Source organism: Dactylosporangium sp. CA-052675 (assembly GCF_050947935.1).
Lineage (GTDB): Bacteria > Actinomycetota > Actinomycetes > Mycobacteriales > Micromonosporaceae > Dactylosporangium.
Genome location: NZ_CP192010.1, coordinates 9,174,522 through 9,193,202, shown reverse-complemented (window position 1 = coordinate 9,193,202; position 18,681 = coordinate 9,174,522). Strand labels below are relative to the sequence as shown.

At 74.2% G+C, this 18,681-nt stretch carries 18 protein-coding genes; 9 read left to right on the top strand and 9 right to left on the bottom strand.

What is annotated here, in order from left to right:
* Positions 1 to 20 precede the first annotated feature (20 nt).
* Positions 21 to 1,145, top strand: a complete 1,125-nt coding sequence (dnaJ, locus tag ACQP1P_RS41220; RefSeq protein WP_433079810.1) for a molecular chaperone DnaJ — start codon at positions 21 to 23, stop codon at positions 1,143 to 1,145.
* Between the two features lie 247 nt (positions 1,146 to 1,392).
* Entirely contained in the window at positions 1,393 to 2,091 is a 699-nt protein-coding gene (locus tag ACQP1P_RS41215) for a 16S rRNA (uracil(1498)-N(3))-methyltransferase (RefSeq protein ID WP_433079808.1), read from the top strand.
* A 130-nt stretch (positions 2,092 to 2,221) separates the two neighbouring features.
* On the opposite strand, the gene ACQP1P_RS41210 is transcribed toward ACQP1P_RS41215, so the two are convergent.
* Positions 2,222 to 2,947, bottom strand: a complete 726-nt coding sequence (locus ACQP1P_RS41210; protein ID WP_433079806.1) for an SDR family NAD(P)-dependent oxidoreductase — start codon at positions 2,945 to 2,947, stop codon at positions 2,222 to 2,224.
* A 105-nt stretch (positions 2,948 to 3,052) separates the two neighbouring features.
* Between ACQP1P_RS41210 and ACQP1P_RS41205 the strand changes: the two genes are divergently transcribed.
* Together ACQP1P_RS41205 and ACQP1P_RS41200 are read left to right on the top strand one after the other, a co-directional pair.
* Entirely contained in the window at positions 3,053 to 3,406 is a 354-nt protein-coding gene (locus ACQP1P_RS41205) for a histidine triad nucleotide-binding protein (protein ID WP_433090331.1), read from the top strand.
* 23 nt (positions 3,407 to 3,429) lie between these two features.
* A complete protein-coding gene (locus ACQP1P_RS41200) occupies positions 3,430 to 4,752 on the top strand; it encodes a serine hydrolase domain-containing protein (protein ID WP_433090329.1) in 1,323 nt (440 codons plus the stop codon).
* Here ACQP1P_RS41200 and ACQP1P_RS41195 read toward each other — a convergent pair whose 3' ends face one another.
* On the bottom strand, positions 4,753 to 5,538 hold the full coding sequence (locus ACQP1P_RS41195) for a VOC family protein (protein ID WP_433079804.1): 786 nt from the start codon (positions 5,536 to 5,538) through the stop codon (positions 4,753 to 4,755).
* 354 nt (positions 5,539 to 5,892) lie between these two features.
* Here ACQP1P_RS41195 and ACQP1P_RS41190 point away from each other — a divergent pair, with 354 nt between their 5' ends.
* The 4 genes from ACQP1P_RS41190 to ACQP1P_RS41175 are packed head-to-tail and all read left to right on the top strand — an operon-like array spanning position 5,893 to position 9,149.
* Positions 5,893 to 6,966, top strand: a complete 1,074-nt coding sequence (locus ACQP1P_RS41190) for a PhoH family protein (RefSeq protein WP_433079803.1) — start codon at positions 5,893 to 5,895, stop codon at positions 6,964 to 6,966.
* A gap of 14 nt (positions 6,967 to 6,980) precedes the next feature.
* Complete coding sequence (gene ybeY / locus ACQP1P_RS41185) at positions 6,981 to 7,436, top strand: rRNA maturation RNase YbeY (protein ID WP_433079801.1); 456 nt, start codon at positions 6,981 to 6,983, stop codon at positions 7,434 to 7,436.
* A gap of 4 nt (positions 7,437 to 7,440) precedes the next feature.
* On the top strand, positions 7,441 to 8,763 hold the full coding sequence (locus ACQP1P_RS41180) for a hemolysin family protein (RefSeq protein ID WP_433079799.1): 1,323 nt from the start codon (positions 7,441 to 7,443) through the stop codon (positions 8,761 to 8,763).
* A 47-nt stretch (positions 8,764 to 8,810) separates the two neighbouring features.
* Entirely contained in the window at positions 8,811 to 9,149 is a 339-nt protein-coding gene (locus ACQP1P_RS41175) for a cytidine deaminase (protein WP_433079797.1), read from the top strand.
* 587 nt (positions 9,150 to 9,736) lie between these two features.
* On the opposite strand, the gene ACQP1P_RS41170 is transcribed toward ACQP1P_RS41175, so the two are convergent.
* The 4 genes from ACQP1P_RS41170 to ACQP1P_RS41155 all read right to left on the bottom strand — a co-directional run bounded on the left by ACQP1P_RS41170 (position 9,737) and on the right by ACQP1P_RS41155 (position 15,868).
* Positions 9,737 to 10,534 (bottom strand): isoprenyl transferase, encoded by a 798-nt coding sequence (locus ACQP1P_RS41170; RefSeq protein ID WP_433079795.1) that lies wholly within the window; start codon positions 10,532 to 10,534, stop codon positions 9,737 to 9,739.
* Positions 10,531 to 11,469: a DNA repair protein RecO gene (recO, locus tag ACQP1P_RS41165; RefSeq protein ID WP_433079793.1), complete on the bottom strand. Its 939-nt coding sequence runs from the start codon at positions 11,467 to 11,469 to the stop codon at positions 10,531 to 10,533. The genes ACQP1P_RS41170 and recO overlap by 4 nt, the downstream gene beginning before the upstream one ends.
* Positions 11,470 to 11,665: 196 nt before the next feature.
* Complete coding sequence (gene era / locus ACQP1P_RS41160; RefSeq protein WP_433079791.1) at positions 11,666 to 12,559, bottom strand: GTPase Era; 894 nt, start codon at positions 12,557 to 12,559, stop codon at positions 11,666 to 11,668.
* Between the two features lie 15 nt (positions 12,560 to 12,574).
* Positions 12,575 to 15,868, bottom strand: a complete 3,294-nt coding sequence (locus ACQP1P_RS41155) for an FtsK/SpoIIIE domain-containing protein (protein ID WP_433079789.1) — start codon at positions 15,866 to 15,868, stop codon at positions 12,575 to 12,577.
* Between the two features lie 200 nt (positions 15,869 to 16,068).
* On the opposite strand from ACQP1P_RS41155, the gene ACQP1P_RS41150 reads away from it, so the two are divergent.
* Positions 16,069 to 16,785 (top strand): HAD family hydrolase, encoded by a 717-nt coding sequence (locus ACQP1P_RS41150; protein ID WP_433079787.1) that lies wholly within the window; start codon positions 16,069 to 16,071, stop codon positions 16,783 to 16,785.
* Here ACQP1P_RS41150 and ACQP1P_RS41145 read toward each other — a convergent pair.
* From ACQP1P_RS41145 to ACQP1P_RS41135, 3 genes are read right to left on the bottom strand one after another with little or no spacing between them, the layout of a single operon-like run.
* A complete protein-coding gene (locus tag ACQP1P_RS41145; RefSeq protein ID WP_433079785.1) occupies positions 16,751 to 17,635 on the bottom strand; it encodes a sigma-70 family RNA polymerase sigma factor in 885 nt (294 codons plus the stop codon). The genes ACQP1P_RS41150 and ACQP1P_RS41145 overlap by 35 nt on opposite strands.
* Entirely contained in the window at positions 17,619 to 18,506 is an 888-nt protein-coding gene (locus tag ACQP1P_RS41140; protein WP_433079783.1) for an aminotransferase class IV, read from the bottom strand. Before ACQP1P_RS41140 ends, ACQP1P_RS41145 begins: the two co-directional genes overlap by 17 nt.
* Positions 18,507 to 18,508: 2 nt before the next feature.
* Positions 18,509 to 18,670, bottom strand: a complete 162-nt coding sequence (locus ACQP1P_RS41135) for a hypothetical protein (protein ID WP_433079781.1) — start codon at positions 18,668 to 18,670, stop codon at positions 18,509 to 18,511.
* Positions 18,671 to 18,681 lie beyond the last annotated feature (11 nt).

Genomic DNA, 18,681 nt, shown 5'->3' with positions numbered 1-18,681 from the left:
TCTCAGGGGCATAGGACTCAGTGGCGAAGGACTATTACGGGATTCTCGGCGTCAAGCGGGACTCCACAGCCGATGAGATCAAGCGGGCCTACCGGCGGTTGGCCCGCGAGTTCCACCCGGACGTCAATCCCGACCCGGCGGCGCAGGAGAAGTTCAAGGAGATCAACGCGGCCTACGAGGTCCTGTCCGACCCCCGCAAGCGGGAGATGGTCGACCTCGGCGGCGACCCGCTCGCGCCCAGCGGCGGCGGGGGCGGCCCCGCCGGCGGCGCGTTCGTCGGCTTCCAGGACATCATGGACGCGTTCTTCGGCACCCAGTCCGCCCGCGGGCCCCGCCCGCGCGTGCGCCCGGGCGCCGACGCGATCCTGCGCCTCGACCTCGACCTGCACGAGACCGCGTTCGGGGTCGAGGCGCCGATCCAGGTCGACACCGCGGTCGTCTGCGGCACCTGTCAGGGCGCGGGCACCGCGCCGGGCACCCACCCGCAGACCTGCGAGATCTGCCAGGGCCGCGGCGAGGTCCAGTCGGTCCAGCGCACCTTCCTCGGCCAGGTCGTCTCGGCCCGCCCCTGCGCGGCCTGCCAGGGCTTCGGCACCGTGATCCCGCACCCGTGCGCGACCTGCGGCGGCGACGGCCGGGTCCGCACCCGCCGCTCGCTCACCGTCAAGATCCCGTCGGGCGTCGAGGACGGCATGCGCATCCGCCTCGCCCAGCAGGGCGAGGTCGGCCCCGGCGGCGGCCCGCCCGGAGACCTCTACGTCGAGATCCACGAGCGCCCCCACGACGTGTACTCGCGCAAGGACGACGACCTGCACTGCCGCGTCACCGTGCCGATGACCGCGGCGGCGCTCGGCACCCGGCTGACCATCAAGACCCTCGACGGCGAGGAGACGGTCGACGTGAAGGCCGGCACCCAGCCGACCTCCACGCTGCGCATCCGCGGCAAGGGCGTGCCCCACCTGCGCGGCGCGGGCCGCGGTGATCTCTACGTCCACCTGGACGTGCGCACGCCGACGCGCCTCGAGCCGGAGCAGGAGCGCCTGCTGCGCGAGTTCGCCCGCAGCCGGGGCGAGGAGGTCGCCGAGCTGTCGAAGCAGGGCGGCTTCTTCTCGCGGATGCGCGACGCGTTCAACGGGCACGCGTGAGCGGTCCGGAGCGCAGCGGAGGGGCCGCTCACCGGGGGGCGCAGGGTTTGCTCGCGTCGCCGGAGCGCAGCGGAGGCGGCGTGAGCGGTCCGGAGCGCAGCGGAGGGGCCGCTCACCGGGGGGCGCAGGGTTTGCTCGCGTCGCCGGAGCGCAGCGGAGGCGGCGTGAGCGGTCCGGAGCGTCGCGGAGGGGCTGCTCACCGGGGGCACGGGTTCGGCTCGCGTCGCCGGAGCGCAGCGGGGGCGGCGTGAGCCTGCCGCTGTTTCTGGTGGCCGCACTGCCTGCGGGGTCGTCGTTCGTGCTCGACGGCCCCGAAGGGCATCACGCGGCCGATGTGCAGAGGATCACGCCCGGCGAGGCGCTGCTGCTCGCCGACGGGCGCGGCGGCGTGGCCCGGGCCGTGGTCGTCGCGGCTCGCAAGGGCGCCCTGACGCTGGAGCTGGACGAGCCCACCTTCGAGCCCGCGCCCGACCCGGCCCTCACCGTGGTGCAGGGCATCGCGAAGGGGGAGCGGGCGGAGCTCGCCGTACAACTGCTGACCGAGGTCGGCGTCGACCGCATCGTGCCGTGGCAGGCGGCGCGCAGCATCGCGCGCTGGAAGGACGAGCGGCCCCTCGAACGGTGGCGCTCGACCGTGCGCGAGGCGGCCAAGCAGTCTCGCCGCCGCTGGGTTCCCGAGGTCGCGCCGGCGTGCACGACGCGGCAGCTGGCGCTGTCCGGCACCGTGCTGGTGCTGCACGAGGAGGCCGCGCTGCCGCTGTCGTCGGTGCCGCTGCCCGAGTCCGGGTCGATCACGCTGGTCGTCGGGCCGGAGGGCGGGGTGGCGCCGGAGGAGCTCGACGCGATCGGCGGGACCGCGGTCCGGCTCGGCCGGGAGGTGCTGCGGACCTCGACCGCCGGGGCGGCCGCGGTGGCCGCGCTGTCGGTGCGGCTCGGGCGCTGGTGATCGGTGCGGCGCGGGCGCTGGTGAGCTGCTGGTGATCGGCGCGGCGCGGGCGTCGGTGAGCTGCTGGTGATCGGTGCGGCGCGGGCGCCGGTGAGCTGCCCGGCGACGCGTGCCCCGGCGGGCGGGGCGGTCAGCGGAAGTAGCTCGCGCCGTTCAGGTCCAGCACGGCGCCCGAGGACCACTCGGCCTGCGGCGACGCCAGGAACAGCACCGCCGCCGCGACCTCCTGCGGTGTCGCGACGCGCCCGAACGGGCTCTGGGCGCGGATCGCGTCGCCCTCCGGCGAGGCCAGCAGGTCCGCGACCAGGTCGGTGGCCACGAACCCCGGGGCGACCGCCGACACGGCGATGCCCCGCGGCGCGAGCGCCCTCGCGAGGCTCTGCGTCATCGAGTTGAGGGCCGCCTTCGCCGCGCCGTACGCGGGATGGTCCGGCTCCCCGCGGTAGGCGCCCCGCGAGCTGACGTTGACGATCCGCCCGCCCGGGGGCAGGTGCCGGGCCGCGCACCAGCACACGTTCGCGGGCGCCAGGAGGTCGACGGCCAGGGTGTCGCGCCAGGCCGCCTGCCACTGCTCGTACGAGGTCTCGGTGATCTTGTGCTCGAGGTACACGGCGGCGTTGTTGACCACCACGTCCAGGCCGCCGAGGGCCTCGGCGGCGGCGTCGACCATCGCCCGTACGGCATCCGGATCGGCCAGGTCGCCCGTCACCACCGCGTGGCCGTCGCCGGGGAGGTCGAGCGGGGCGGGGGCGCGCCGGTGCACGGCGACACGCGCGCCGGCGGACGCGAAGGCGTGCGCGATCGCGGCGCCGATGCCGCGCGCCGCGCCGGTGACGAGGACCCGTTGAGCAGCCATGCCCGCAGCCTAGGCCGAGGTTCGGCGCGCCGGGTGGCAGGCGCGCGCCGGGTGGCAGGCGCGCGTCGGCCGGCCGTGTGCTCGGGCGGCGGCCCCTAGGATGCACTGGTGACGAGTGACTGCCTGTTCTGCCGCATCGTCGCGGGCGAGATTCCGGCGACGGTGGTGCACGAGACCGCCACGACGCTGGCGTTCCGCGACATCGATCCCAAGGCGCCGGTCCACGTGCTGGTGATCCCGAAGGCTCACCACGCCGACGTCTCCGCGCTGGCCGGGGCCGACCCGGGGCTGGCCGGCGAGGTGCTCGCCACGGTCGCGGCCGTGGTCGCGGCCGAGGGGGTCGCGGCCAGCGGGTACCGGCTGATCTTCAACAGCGGCCCCGACGGCGGCCAGGAGGTCTTCCACGCGCACGGGCACATCCTCGCGGGTGCGCCGATCGGGCCGATGGTGTCGCGGTGAAGGCGACGCAGCGGTACGAACGCATGACCCGGCAGGTGCAGGCGGACGCCCGGGTCCCGGCCCTCAGCGTCGCGGTCCACCGCGCCGACCGTCCGCTGTGGACGTTCCAGGTGGGCGAGGGCGTCGACGCCGGCAGCCAGCTGCGGATGGGCTCGATCACCAAGACCTTCACGGCCGTGATGGTCATGCAGTGCCGCGACGAGGGCCTGCTCGACCTCGACGACCAGATCGCCCGCCACCTGCCCGTGAAGGCCCACGGCGAGCTCACCGTCGGCCGGATGCTGTCGCACGTGTCGGGCCTGCAGCGCGAGCCCTACGGCGACGTCTGGGACACCATGCAGGCGCCCGACCTGGAGGGGCTGCTGGCCAAGCTGGACCGCGCCGAGCAGGTGCTGCGCCCCGGCCTGCGCTTCCACTACTCGAACCTGGCGATCGCGCTGCTCGGGCACCTGGTCGGGCGACTGCGCGGCGGGACGTGGGCCGAGGTGCTGCAGGAGCGCGTCCTCGACCCGTTCGGGCTGCACGACACCGCGGTCACCCCGCGGCGGCCGGTGACCGGATACCAGGTCGACGCCTGGTCCGACTACGCGCACCCCGAGCCGTCGACCGACTTCGGCGCCGTCGGCCCGGCCGCGCAGCTGTGGACCACCGCGGCCGACCTGGCGCGCTGGGCCGCCTTCCTCGCCGACCCGCGCGAGATGGACCCCAACGGCACCGTGCTGTCCGCGGCGACCGTGGAGGAGATGCGCGCGCCGCAGACGGTCACCGAGGAGGTGCTCTGGGCCCGCGGCTTCGGGCTCGGCCTGATCCTGCACCCGCGGCCGGGCGCCGAGCGGGTCGTGCACGTCGGGCACGACGGGGCCATGCCCGGGTTCCTCGCCGGCGCCTACGGACGCGTCGGCGGGGCCGGCACGCCGCGGGCGCTCGGGGCGGCGGCGCTGGGCTCGTCCGGCACGGCCCGGGACATCTGCGACCTGCCGCACGAGCTGCTCGCGGCGGTGGTGGAGGAGGACCCGGCGAGCATCGCGCCCTGGGTGCCCGGGCCGCCGGCGCCGCCGCAGTACCGCAGCGTGCTCGGACGGTGGTGGAGCGAGGGGTTCGAGTACGGCTTCAGCTGGCGCGACGGCACCCTGCACGCCCGCGCGGTCGACGCGCCCGGCAAGCTGCCGCCGGCGGTGTTCGCGGCCGTGGAGGGCTCACCGGACCTGTTCCGCACCGTGTCGGGCCGGGAGGCGGGCGAGCTGCTGCGGCTCACCCGCGACGCCGACGGGACCGTGGTGCGGATGCACTGGGCGACGTACCGCCTCAGCCGGGGCCAGGAGGCCTTCGACGGGCACCGGTTCTGATCAGCGGCTGATCATCGTGAACACGGCCCCGTTCGGGTCCTCGATCACGGCCAGGCGGCCGTGCGGGGAGTCGAACGGGCCGTGCTGCACCCGCCCGCCCGCCGCCACGACGCGCTCGGCCGCGGCGTCGGTGTCGTCGGTGGCGAAGTAGACGCTCCAGTGAGCCGGGACCCCGTCCCACTCCGAGGTCATCGTGAGGCGCCCCGCGACCGGGTCGGCGTCGCCAAGGCTCCACGACGAGTAGTCGAACGGCTCCTCCCCGGCGTCGAGGGGCCCGGCGATCCGGGTTTGGCGGTAGCCGAAGAGGCCGTGGTAGAAGAAGTCCGTCACGGTGGGTTCCCGCGTCGTCACCTCGGCCCAGCACAGGGCGCCGGTCTCGTCGAACAGTTGCGAGCCGGTGTGCCGGCCCGGCTCCCAGGCACCGAACGCGGCGCCGGAGGGGTCCATGGCGAAGAGCATCCGGCCGTTCTCCGGGATGTCCATGGGCGCGACGAGCACCTTGCCGCCGTGCTCCTCGATGCGTCTCGAGGTCTCGGCGAGGTCGTGCGACATGAGGTACAGGCTCCAGGCCGCCGGCAGCTGCTCCGAGCCGGGCATCGGCGGGCTCATCCCGGCCACGATCCGGCCGTCCTTCGTGCACATGACGTAGTTGCCGAACTCGGCGCCGGTGTCGGAGTACTCCCATCCGAAGACGGACGAGTAGAAGTGCTGCGCGGCCGGGACGTCCGCCGCCACGACGTCCGCCCAGCAGGGCTCGCCGTCGATGTATCCGGTGCGCTCGACCATGGCTCCCGCCCCCTCTGTGAATTGGTCAACTGCCTCCCTACCAGCCCGGCCGGGTGGTTCGCGGGCGAATGGGCGCAGACGGCATGTTCGGCCGAACGCGTTCGGGGCAACGCCCGGGGCAGCGCGGCGGGTCGGGCCGCCGCCGGGTCGGCGGGGTCGCCGGTCGCGTCCGGGCACCGTGCCGGGACCCGGGCGCGTCGCCGGCTCGGCGAGGTTCCCGATCGCCGCGCAGCTCGCCGCGAAAAAATGAGGCCGGTCGCTCGCGCCCGCAGCCGATACCATGAAGAGCCTGGACATGAGCCCAGGCTGGAGCGAGCCCGGAAGCAGGTGCTAGAGGCCCAACGCGGCCAAGGTATGACCGAGACCCCAAACCCCGTGCCGGCAGCATCGTCGGAACAGCCCGTGCGGGCCATCAGCAAGATCACCGTTCCCGACCCGCACGTCATGGTCAGGCTGCTCGGGGCCGGCGACGAGATTCTCAAGCTCGTCGAGCGGTCGGTCAGCAGTGATGTGCACGTGCGGGGCAACGAGATCACCATTACCGGCGCGGCCGCGGACAATGCCATGGCCGAGCGCATCTTCAGCGAGCTCATCGAGCTGGTGCGCAAGGGCGAGACCCTGACCCCGGACACCGTCCGGCGCACCGTCGGCATGCTGCAGCAGAACACCGCCGAGCGCCCGGCCGAGGTGCTGACCCTCAACATCCTCTCCCGGCGCGGCCGCACCATCCGGCCGAAGACGCTGGGCCAGAAGCGCTACGTCGACTCGATCGACCAGCACACGATCGTGTTCGGCATCGGCCCGGCCGGCACCGGCAAGACCTACCTGGCCATGGCGAAGGCCGTCCAGGCGCTGCAGGCCAAGCAGGTCAACCGGATCATCCTGACCCGGCCCGCGGTCGAGGCCGGCGAGCGGCTGGGCTTCCTGCCCGGCACGCTCTACGACAAGATCGACCCGTATCTGCGCCCGCTCTACGACGCCCTGCACGACATGATCGACCCGGAGTCCATCCCGAAGCTGATGGCCGCCGGGACGATCGAGGTGGCGCCGCTGGCGTACATGCGCGGCCGGACGCTCAACGACGCCTTCATCATCCTGGACGAGGCCCAGAACACCACGCCCGAGCAGATGAAGATGTTCCTGACCCGGCTCGGGTTCGGCTCGCGGATCGTCGTGACCGGTGACGTGACCCAGGTCGATCTGCCCGGGGGGACCCGCTCCGGTCTCCGGGTCGTCCGTGAGATCCTCGACGGCGTCGAGGATGTCCACTTCGCCCAGCTCGGCAGCGCCGACGTCGTGCGGCACCGGCTGGTCAGTGACATCGTCGACGCCTACGCCCGCTGGGACGAAGCGCAGGAGGCTCAGCAGCCGGTGCGCGCCGTCCCGGATCGCGCCGCACAGGGCGGCCGGCCCGGGCGACGCAGATAGCCACGGGAGCGCTGTTGTCCATCGAGATCGCCAACGAGTCCGGCGTCGACGTCAACTCCGACACCATTCTCGCGGTGGCGCGGCACGCCCTCGACGAGATGGGGGTCAACCCCCTCGCCGAGCTGTCGATCCTGTGCGTCGACGTGGAGTACATGACCGAGCTCAACCACCGCTGGATGGACGGCGACGGACCCACGGACGTGCTGGCCTTCCCGATGGACGAGGGCAGCGTCGACCACGGGCCCGGCGAGGGCGCGGGCGAGCCGGCGCTGCTCGGCGACATCGTGCTCTGCCCGGAGGTGGCCGCCAAGCAGGCCGCCGCCGCCGGGCACGCGGCGATCGACGAGCTGGCGCTGCTGACCGTGCACGGCATCCTGCACCTGCTCGGCTACGACCACGCCGAGCCCGAGGAGGAGGCCGAGATGTTCGGCCTCCAGGCGAGACTGCTGGAGAGCTGGCGAAAGTCGTGAATCCGTGAGCGATGTCACACTGCTGACAACTGCGGCCGGACTCGTGGTCCTCGCGGGGCTCTTCGCGATGTCCGACGCGGCGCTGAACGTCGTCTCGCCCGCTCGCGCGCACGAACTGGCCCGGGAGAACAAGCCCGGCGCCCGGGCGCTCGAGGTGATCGCGGCTGATCCGGCGCGGTACATCAACCTGTTGCTGCTCCTGAGGCTCCTGTGCGAGCTGACCGCGACCACGCTCGTGGCGCTGGAGACCGCGGCGGCCGTCGGCGGGCACCGCGACTGGCTCGCCGCGCTGATCACGGCCGGCGTCATGACCGTCATCAGCTTCGTCGTCGTGGGCGTGGCCCCGCGGACGATGGGGCGCCAGCACGCGTACCACGTCGCCCGCTTCGCCGCCCCGCCGGTGCGCTGGCTCGGCACGGCCCTCGGCCCGCTCGCCCGGCTGCTGATCCTCATCGGCAACGCGGTGACGCCCGGCAAGGGGTACCGCGAGGGCCCGTTCGCCACCACCATCGAGCTGCGCGAGCTCGTGGACCTGGCCGAGCAGCGCGGCGTCGTCGAGCACGGCGAGCGCGACATGATCCACTCCGTCTTCGCGCTCGGTACGACCATCGCCCGTGAGGTCATGGTGCCGCGCACCGAGATGGTGTGGATCGAGGCGCACAAGACCGTGCGCCAGGGCCTCATGCTCGCGATGCGCAGCGGCTTCTCGCGCATCCCCGTGGTGGGCGAGAACGTCGACGACGTGCTCGGCATCGTGTACCTCAAGGACCTCGTGCGCCGGACCGCCGGCAACGAGACCGGCGCGGGCGAGATGCCCGTCGCGCAGGTCATGCGCGACGCGACCTTCGTGCCCGAGTCCAAGCCGGTCGACGACCTGCTCCGCGAGATGCAGGCGGCGCGCACGCACATGGCCGTGATCATCGACGAGTACGGCGGCACGGCCGGGCTCGTGACCATCGAGGACATCCTGGAAGAGATCGTCGGGGAGATCACCGACGAGTACGACGTCGCCGAGCGCCCGCCGATCGAGGAGCTGCCGGACGGGGCGGTCCGCGTCACGAGCCGCCTGCCGATCGAGGACCTCGGCGAGGTCTTCGACGTCGAGCTGCCCGCCGACGAGGTCGAGACCGTCGCCGGCCTGCTGGCCCAGGCCCTCGGCCGCGTGCCGATCCCGGGCGCGACCGCGGTGGTGGGCGGGCTGGTGCTGGTGGCCGAGGGGACCGCGGGCCGGCGCAACCGGATCGACACGCTGCTCGTACGCCGCGCCGACCCCGAGGACGAGGACCAGCTCAGCCACGAGTCCGAGCGGCAGCACGCGGATGCCTAGGCCCCCGTCCTTGCCCGTGCACGACACCATCGAGAGGCAGCACGCCGATGTCTGACCTGTCCGCCGAGGACGCCAAGCTGGTGACCCTGGCGCGCGCGGCCCGCGCCCGCATCGGGGCGGTCGAGGGGGCCGCCGTTCGCGATCAGGACGGGCGCACGTACAACGCCGCCTCCGTCGCGCTGCCGTCGGTCTCGCTCACGGCCCTGCAGCTGGCGGTGGCGTCGGCGGTCTCGTCGGGGGCGACGAAGCTGGAGGCGGCCGCGGTGGTGACGGAGGCGTCGACGGTGGATGCGCTCGGCCATGCGGCGGTGCGCGACGTCTCACCGGCGGCGCCGATCCACCTGGCGGCACCGGACGCGACGGTCTTCGCGACCGTCACCGACTGAGGACGGGGCGATGCCTCGACGGCGGCGCTGATTCCTGCTGGCGGTGCGGGACGCGACGGTCTTCGCGACCGTCACCGACTGAGGACGGGGCGATGCCTCGACGGCGGCGCTGATTCCTGCTGGCGGTGCGGGACGCGACGGGTCTTCGCGACCGTCACCGGCTAGGGCGGGGCGACACCTCGGCGGCGGCGCCGGGCTGGGGTCTTGTGACGCCGGTTGCGGTCGTTCGACGCTGTGCCGAAAAGTCCGACGCTCCGCGATCGGACTTTTCGCTTATTTCACGATGTAACGGCCCGTGCCGCGCTGTGCTGGTCCTGCTCAGACGCCCACGAACCGGTAAATGCTGAAATAAGCGAAATGTCCGGCGCGCCAGCGCCGGACATTTCGGGAGAACCCGGCCTCAGGGTCGTCGCCGATGCGGCTGCTCACCATCGCCAAGGGCACTGCCGGCGTCCGATGCGGGCGCGCTCCCGCCGGAACCCGGAGCCCAGGTGCGGCGCAGCGGCATCACGGCTGGTCCTTCCCCGCCGCTGTCTCAAGCGCCCCGAGCCCGGGCTCCGTGTGCGAGCCCGGCCCGTCGGCGTGGCTCAGGCCGTCAGGGTCGGGGCCACCGGGTTCGGGATGGCGCCTCCGAAGCGGCGGTCGCGCTTCGCGTACACCTCGCAGGCGTACCAGAGATGCCGGCGATCGAAGTCGGGCCACAGGGCGTCGACCGAGACGAACTCGGCGTACGCGGCCTGCCAGATCATGAAGTTCGACGTGCGCATCTCGCCCGAGCTGCGGATCATCAGGTCCACGTCCGGCAGGTCGGGCTCGTCCAGGTAGCGGGCGAACGTCTTCTCGGTGATGCGGTCGGCCTTCAGGCGCCCCGCCTTCACGTCCGCCGCGATGCGGGCCGCGGCGTCGGCGACCTCGGCGCGGCCGCCGTAGTTGACGCACATGGTGAACGTGAGCAGGTCGTTGTGGCGGGTGAGCTGCTCGGCGTACTCGAGCTCGCTGATCACCGAGCGCCAGAGCCTCGGGCGGCGGCCGGCCCAGCGCACGCGGATGCCCATCTCGTGGAACTCGTCGCGGCGGCGGTGGATCACGTCGCGGTTGAAGTTCATGAGGAAGCGGACCTCGTCCGGGGAGCGCTTCCAGTTCTCGGTCGAGAAGGCGTACGCGCTGACGTACTTGACGCCGAGCTCCAGCGCGCCCTCGATCACGTCGAAGAGGGCGGCCTCGCCGGCGGTGTGGCCCGCGGTGCGGGGCAGGCCGCGCTCCTTGGCCCAGCGGCCGTTGCCGTCCATGATGATCGCCACGTGCTGCGGCACGGCCTCCTTCGGCAGCGCCGGCGGGCGGGCACCGGTGGGGTGCGCGGACGGCGGGCGGAAGTTCCTGCTCACGGACGTTCCTTTCCAGCGTGACCAAGGGGTCCGGCCGAGCCGTCGAGCGGCTCCGCCGGGGCGAGCGATCCGGGCGGCCCGTCGAGGGGCCCGGCCGGGGCGAGCGATCCGGGCGGCCCGTCGCGCGGCCCGGCCGGGGCGGTGCGTCCGACCGGTTGCGAGGGGAGCCGGGGGCGCTCCTCGCGATCGACCAGCGGGAGCGAGCGCAGGGAGCGTTCCAGGTGCCATTGCAGGTGCGCCGCCACCAGGCCGCTCGCCTCGCGCTGGTGGACCGGGGACGCGTCGTCCGCGACCGTCCAGTCGCCCTCGACCAGCGCCGTCATCAGGTCGATCGTCGCCGGGGCGGGGTGGGCCGCGCCCGGCGGGCGGCAGTCGGGGCAGACCGCGCCGCCCGCCGCGATCGAGAAGCCACGGTGCGGGCCGGGCGTGCCGCAGACCGCGCACTCGCGCAGCGCGGGGGCCCAGCCGGCCGAGCTCATGGCCCGCAGCAGGTACGCGTCCAGCACGAGGCTGCACGCGTGCTCGGCCACGGCCAGCGCGCGCAGGGCGCCGAGGGTCAGCTGGAACAGCCGCAGCGCCGGCTCCTGCTCGACGGGCGTGAGGCGCTCGGCGGTCTCGGCGATGGCGCTGGCCACCGTGTACCGCGAGTAGTCGTCCAGGAACCGCCGCCCGAACAGGTCGACGCCCTCCACCTGGCTGATCACGTCGAGGGTCCGGCCCTCCAGCAGCTGTACGTCCACGTGCCCGAACGGCTCCAGCCGCCCCCCGAACTTCGAGGTGGTGCGGCGCACACCCTTCGCGACGGCCCGGATGCGGCCGTGGTGCCGCGTGAACAGCGTGATGATGCGGTCCGACTCGCCCAGCTTCTGCACCCGCAGCACCACGGCGTCGTCGCGATAGAGCTTCCCCCGGAACCCCGAGCCACCCCCGGACATCAGCGGCGCCCCTCGGGCACCGCCGCGCCGCCCGGCACACGGGCCGCAGCACCGGCCGCCACGCGAGGCGCGGCGGAGTCCGCAACCGTGCGGGGTCCGGGGGAGGCCGCCGTTCGGGGTGCGGGGGAGGCCGCCGTGCGGGGTGCGGGGGAGGCCGCCGTGCGGGGTGCGGTGGCGCGAGACGGGCGCGGAGCCATCAGAAGCCCAGGCGGCGCAGCTGCTTCGGGTCGCGCTGCCAGTCCTTGGCCACGCGCACGTGCAGGTCGAGGTAGACCCGGCCGCCGATCAGGTCCTCGATCTCCCGCCGGGCGCGGGTGCCGACCTCCTTGAGGCGGCTCGCCTGGTGGCCGATGACGATCGCCTTCTGGCTGGAGCGCTCCACGTAGATGTCGGCGAAGATGCGGGTCAGGCCGTCCTCCGGCAGGACCTCCTCGACGAGCACGGCGATCGAGTGCGGCAGCTCGTCGCGGACCCCGTCCAGGGCCGCCTCGCGGATGAGCTCGGCCATGAGGATCTGCTCGGGCTCGTCGGTGAGCATGCCGTCCGGGTACAGCTGGGGCGAGCGGGGCAGGTGCGAGATCATCACGTCGACCAGGGTCCCGACCTGCTCGCCGGAGACGGCGCTCACCGGGACGATGTCGGCGAACTCGCCGAGCTCCTGCACGGCCAGCAGGCGCTTGGCCAGCGTCGCGCGGTCCACCAGGTCGGTCTTCGTCACGACCGCGACGAGGGTCGCCTTGAGCTCGGCGATCTCGCCGCTGATGAACCGGTCGCCGCGGCCGATCTCCTCGTCCGCGGGCAGGCACAGGCCGATCACGTCCACCTCGCTCCAGGTGGAGCGCACGAGGTCGTTGAGGCGCTCGCCGAGCAGCGTGCGCGGGCGGTGCAGCCCGGGCGTGTCCACGAGCACGAGCTGGGAGTCGGGCCGGTGGACCACGCCGCGCACGGTGTGCCGGGTGGTCTGGGGCTTCGGCGACGTGATCGCGATCTTCTGACCGACGATGGCGTTGGTCAGCGTCGACTTGCCGGCGTTGGGACGGCCGACGAAGCAGGCGAAGCCCGCACGGTACTCACCAGGATTGTGCTGCACGATGCTTCAGCGTACTCAGACCTCCAGCTGCAACTGGCGGGGGCGTTGTGCAGGAGTTGTGGTTTTCGCGGTCCCTCGGGTTTTCGCCCCGGTGTGCGCGGCCGGTGCCGGGGTGACGACGTCACCCGAACGGGCGGCCGGCCCCGCCATGGCGATCTGCAGCTCCACGGTGCTCTCCACGACGCCGCGGCCCGCCGAGCGCAGCACGATCCGGCCGGGCATCAGCCGGGACAGGGACGTCGGCACGGCGCTGCGCTGCTCGGTCGCGAGGAGCAGATGCACGCCGACCGCCTTGCCGTCCGCCGCGACGGCGGTCAGCGCCTCGTTCAGCAGCGGGTCGTGGCCGTCGACGAGGACGAGGACACGGGCAGGATCCGCGGCCTCGTCCGGCTCGGCCAGCGCGGCCCGCTCGGCCACGAGGCCGCGGATCGTGCCCAGCAGCTTCGCGGCGGACGGGACGTCGGTGCCGTCGACGCGGTACACCCGCAGCGCCGAGGCGTCGTAGCGCCGGGCGAACGCGGCCGTCACCGTGTCCAGCAGCGTCGTCTTGCCCGCACCCGGAGGGCCGAAGACGAGCAGGTGGCCGAGCTCGTCGAGGTCCAGCGGCCAGACCTGCACCGCCTGGGAGTTGGGCAGGTCCACCATCCCGATCGGGGCGGCGAAGGCGTCGCGGCCGGTCTCGGGCGGCTCCGGCAGCGCGTCGAGGTCGTAGGTGGCCTCCAGCGGGGCGTGCCAGGCCCTGGGCTGGTCGGGCACCCGCGCCTCCCGGTGCGCCGCGGAGATGGCCGCGACCAGGCGCCGCAGGTCGGTGACCTCGCCGTCGTCGGCCGGCGCGGGCGGGGGGACCGAGGCGGCCGGCTCCTGCAGGTCGGGCACCGGGGTGTGCAGGCCGGACTCGAAGCGCCACTCGGTGACCAGGGTCGGGCCGGCCGAGCGGTCGGCGGGGGAGCGGGCCCCGCCGTACGCGATCTGCACCGCGTCCGGGTCCGACGTCACCGTGCGCACGAACGCGCGGCCGGGCAGCAGCGGGGAGAGATGGGCGGCGTCGGGGCGCTCCAGCACCTCCAGGCTGTCCTGCTCCTCCTCGACGCGCAGCGCGATGCGCAGCGGCGCCTCGGCGCGCAGGTCGTCGTCGACGGCGCCGTGCGGATACGCCGTGGACAGCAGCAGGTGTACTCCGGCCGAGCGCCCGCGCCGCGCCAGCTCCCGCAGCCCGGTGACGAACTCGGGCGGCGCGGTCGTGAACTCGGCGACGACGATGAGCAGGTTGGCCGGGGCCGCGGCCGGGTGCTTGCGCTCCATCTCGACGATGTCCTTGACCCCGTGCCGGCGCAGCACCCCCTCCCGCCGGCGCACCTCGGCGCCGAGCGAGACCAGGATCCGCCGGGCCATGTAGCCGTCGTCCCCGGTGAACAGCCCGACGGTGTGCGGGAGCTCGGCGCACTCGGCGAACGTGGTGCCGGCGGCGTCCACGAGCACGAAGGTGAGCCGGTTGGCCGGGTAGGTCGCGGCCAGCGCGGCCAGGTAGGAGCGCAGCAGCCAGGCCCGGCCCGAGCCCGGCGCGCCCACGATGATGCCGTTGGGGCCGTCGCGGCGCAGGTCGACCACGAGCGGGCCGGTGCCGCCGAAGCCGATGGGGGCGGCCAGGCCACGGTCGCGGGTGGAGGGCACCCAGCGCTTCACGATCGCGCTCGGGGCCGGCTCCCCGCCGAGGCCGAGGACCTCGCCGAGCGGCGCGATCCGCGGCGCCGCGCCGCCGGCCGCGTCCCGGTTGGCGGCCAGGGCGTGCGCGACCCGGTCGGCGACCGCCGCGTTGATCCCGTCGCCCTCCAGCGCCACCACGCCGGGCGGCAGCGCGCGGGCGCTCCCGGCCGCCGTGAGCAGGCTGATCCCGCCCCGGGGACCGTCCTCGACCAGGCGGGCGAGGGCCTCGGGCGGCACGGAATCGGCGTCCGGCAGCACCACCACCACGTGCGGGACGAACTGCTCGGCGATCGCGTGCCGGCCCAGCCGCCGCTGCCGCAGCAGCGCCTCGACCAGGGCGAGCACCCGCCGGCGGTCGTCCTCCTGGGCCGCGACGGTGCGGGCGCCGGGCGCGAAGGCCGCGGTCAGCGTGCGGGTGTGCGGCAGCCAGCCGGTCCAGCGCCAGTGCTCGGCCTCCTCGGGGGTGGCGAGCACGACGAGGGCCAGGTCGTTCGGGCCGGCGAGGGTGGCCAGCTGCACCACCCAGGAGCGCAGCACCGCCCGGCGGGTCTCCTCGTCGCCGTGCGCGCCGAGGGCCCCGAGGGTGCGCAGGTCGACCTCCACGGGGACGTCGGGGTCGGTCGCGTACCGCTGCCGCAGCTCACTGATCCGTTCGGTGTGCGCGGGGTCGAAGTCCCCGGTGGTCGGCGCCTGCTCGAAGCGCAGCCGGCTCGGCTGGTCGGCGGTGGCGATCCGCAGCGTGAGGAAGTCCCGGTCGTCGGGGCGGCGGGCCGGCTTCTCCTGCCGGTCGGCGGCCCGGGCCAGGTGGGCCACGCTGGGCGCCTCGGCCCGGCGCGCCTGCACGACGGCCCGATGCTTGATGGCCGCGTCCGCCTCGGCCCGGTCCATGGCGGCCTCGAACTCGGCGGCGGGGTCGGCGGCCCGGCGGCGCAGCGTCAGACGGCGCCGTTTCGGCGGTTGCGGTACGACCGGCAGCCACACGGCGGGCGGGGGCCCCTTGGGCGCGGGCGCCTCCGCGGGGACCTCCTCGACCGTGACGAGCGTGGCCCCGAGCCGCAGCAGCTGCCCGCCGGTCAGCGTCACCGTCCCGGTCAGCGGCTCCCCGTCCAGCCGGGTGCCGCCCGGCGAGCGCAGGTCCGTGGCCGCCACCTCGTGGCTGCCGATGCCCAGGTGCAGGTGGCGCCGCCCGGCCGTCGGGTCGGTGAGCACGAGGTCGCTCGCCGGGTCGGTGCCCAGGACGAACTCGCCCGGCGGCAGTGGCACCCAGATCCCGGCGTCCGGGCCGGCCAGGACCAGCAGCTCGAAGCGGTGCTCCTCGGCCCGCGGCGGCCGCTCGGGGCGCTGCTCGGGCGGGGCCAGCAGGACCATGTCGCCGCAGCGCAGCCCCTGGTCGCCGAGCGGGCGGTTCGGGTCGAGGCGGCGGCCGGTGCGCGCGAGCCAGGCCCACGTGGTCTGCTGCGGCCGCTCGGCCGGGTCGAGCAGGCCCAGCAGCGCGGCGATCAGGTCGGCCACCGCGCCACCCGGGTCGGCCCGCAGCCGGACCGTGCGGTCCAGCGTCGCGCCCGAGTCGCGCCTCGCCACTCGCACGTCGATCAGCAGGTCCATCGACCGGCCCCTTTCTTCCCGCGCAGCATGGTTCGTCGTCGGTCTCCAAGAAAGCCTGGTGGCGGGGCGGACGCTCGGTAAGGCTCCGTCCTCGACAGTAAGCGCCGCGACGCCGAGTGGATCGCATCGACGCGCGCCAGGATTTCGTGCTATTCGCGAGTAAAACGGGCGGAACGGCACGTGGGTTACCCTCGTGGACCATGACGGTGCGAGTCGCGATGTGGTCAGGCCCCCGCAACATCTCCACGGCGATGATGCGCAGCTTCGGCGCGCGGCCCGACACCGTGGTCGTCGACGAGCCGCTGTACGCGCACTATCTGGCCGAGACCGGGCTCGACCATCCGGGCCGCGAGGAGATCCTCGCCTCCCAGCCCCGGCGCTGGCCGGACGCGGTCGCCGGGCTGCTCGCGCCCGTGGACGCCGCGGTGTTCTACCAGAAGCACATGACCCACCACCTGCTGCCGATGATCGGGCGGGACTGGCTGGCGGAGGTGAGCAACGCGTTCCTGATCCGCGACCCGGCCCACGTGGTCGCGTCCTACGCCAAGGTGCGGGGGGAGCCGACGCTCGAGGATCTCGGGTACCCGCAGCAGGTCGAGATCTTCCGGGCGTACGGCGGCCCGGTGGTCGACGCCGCCGACGTGCTGCGCGACCCGGCCGGCACGCTGGGCGCCCTGTGCGCGGCGCTCGGCCTGGCCTGGGACCCGGCGATGCTGGCCTGGCCGGCCGGGCGGCGCGACACGGACGGGGTGTGGGCGCCGTACTGGTACGCCGCCGTCGAACGCTCCACCGGCTTCGCGCCCTACGACCCGCGGCCCGCCGAGGTCCCCGCCCACCTGGAGCCGCTCGTGGCGCGGGCCCGGCCGCTGTACGAGGAGCTGGCTACGGCGGCGCTGCGGGCAGGCCGAACGCGGTGAGGTCGGCCTCGAGGAAGGAGACGACCTCGGCCACCAGCCCGCCCGAGAAGCGCAGCACGTCGAGCCCGCCCGGCACCCAGGCGCCGTCGACCAGGCGGTAGGTGCCGAACGCGAGCTGCCCGTTGGCGCTGGTGGGCAGGAACCGCCAGCCGGTGCGCAGCGGCCCGCGGAGCAGGAACGACCGGATCGCGCCGCGGCCCGTGTAGCGCTCCGGCAGCGGCGGCATCGAGTAGCGCGCGTCCTCGGTCAGCATCGCGATGATCGCGTCGGGGTCGCCGGACTCCCACGCCCGCGCGTAGCGGGCCGCCTGCTCGCGGATCGTGTCGTCGATCGTGTCGTCGATCTTGTCGTCGATCTTGTCGTCGATCGCGGTGTCGATCGAGGTGCCGGCCGGCTCGACGCGCTTGGCCCGCTGCAGGGCGCTGTTCACGGACGCGACCGAGGTGCCGAGCATCTGCGCCGTCTCGGCCGCGCTGAAGCCGAGCAGGTTGCGCAGCAGCAGCACCGCGCGCTGGCGGGGCGTGAGGCGCTGCAGCGCGGCCACGAACGCGAGCTCGATGCCCTCCCGCGCGACCACGGTCGCCTCGGCGGCCGGCGTGGGCAGCGGCTCGGGCCACTGCATGGACCGGCGGCCCTTGAGCATCGTCAGGCAGCGGTTGGTCGCGATGGTGAACACCCACGCCCGCACCGACCCGGCGTCGTAGCGCCCGGCGCTCTTCCAGGCCCGCAGCAGGGTCTCCTGCACGGCGTCCTCGGCGTCCTCGACGCTGCCGAGCAGGCGGTAGCAGTGCGCGCGCAGCTGCGGGCGCAGCGGGCCGACGAGGGCCTCGAACTCAGAGGGCGACGGCATGGGCGCGGGCGTGGGTGCGGTACAGCTCGGCGATCTGCCGGGTCACCGGGCCCACCTTGCCGTCGCCGACGGGGCGGCCGTCGATGGCGACCACGCCGGCGATCTCGCCCATGGTGCCGGTGCAGAAGACCTCGTCGGCGGTGTACATCTCCACCTGCGCCAGGTCCCGCTCCCGCACCGGCAGCGGCGCGATGCGCAGGACGGTGTCGCGGGTGATGCCCTCCGGGCAGGCGATCGCGCGCGGGGTCAGCAGCTCGCCGCCGGCGACCGCGAACAGGTGGGTGGCGTTGGTCTCGGCGACGAAGCCGCGCGCGTCGAGCATCATCGCGTCGTCGGCCCCGGCCACGTTCGCCTCGAGCTTGGCCAGGATCGAGTTGAGCAGGTTGTTGTGGTGGATGCGCGGGTCGAGCACGTCCGGGGAGGGCCGGCGGACGCTGCTGGTGACGAGGGTGAGGCCGCCGGTGTCGTACACCGGGGCCTTGAACTCGGCGAGCACGATCAGCGTGCAGCCGGAGCGGTTGAGCCGCGGGTCCATGCCGCTGGTGACCTTCACGCCGCGGGTCAGGGTGAGCCGGACGTGCACCCCGTCGCGCATGTCGTTGGCGGCCAGGGTCTCGCGCAGGGCCGCGATGATCTCGGCGTCGGCGGGGACGCCCTCGAAGCCGAGCGAGACCGCCGAGCGCCGCAGTCGCGCCAGGTGCTCGTGCATGCCGTAGATGCCGCCGTCGTACAGCCGCAGCCCCTCCCACACCGCGTCGCCGCCCTGCACGACGGAGTCGAAAGGGGAGACGCCCGGCTCGTCCCGGTGCCGGAGCGTGCCGTTGACCCAGTACTTGAGCTCGGCGTTGCGTTCGTCGTACCGCTGCAGCATCTTCAGTCCTTTGCGATGTCCCCGAGGGCGATGAGCGCGTCGCGCAGCCGGTCGGCGGCTGGGGCGATGAGGGCCGGGCCGGCGGCGGCGAAGCGCCGGGCCTGCGCGCCGGTGACCGCCCGCACGACCTTCTCGGCCGCCTCGTCGATCCGGTCCCTGGGCATGCCCCGAGACT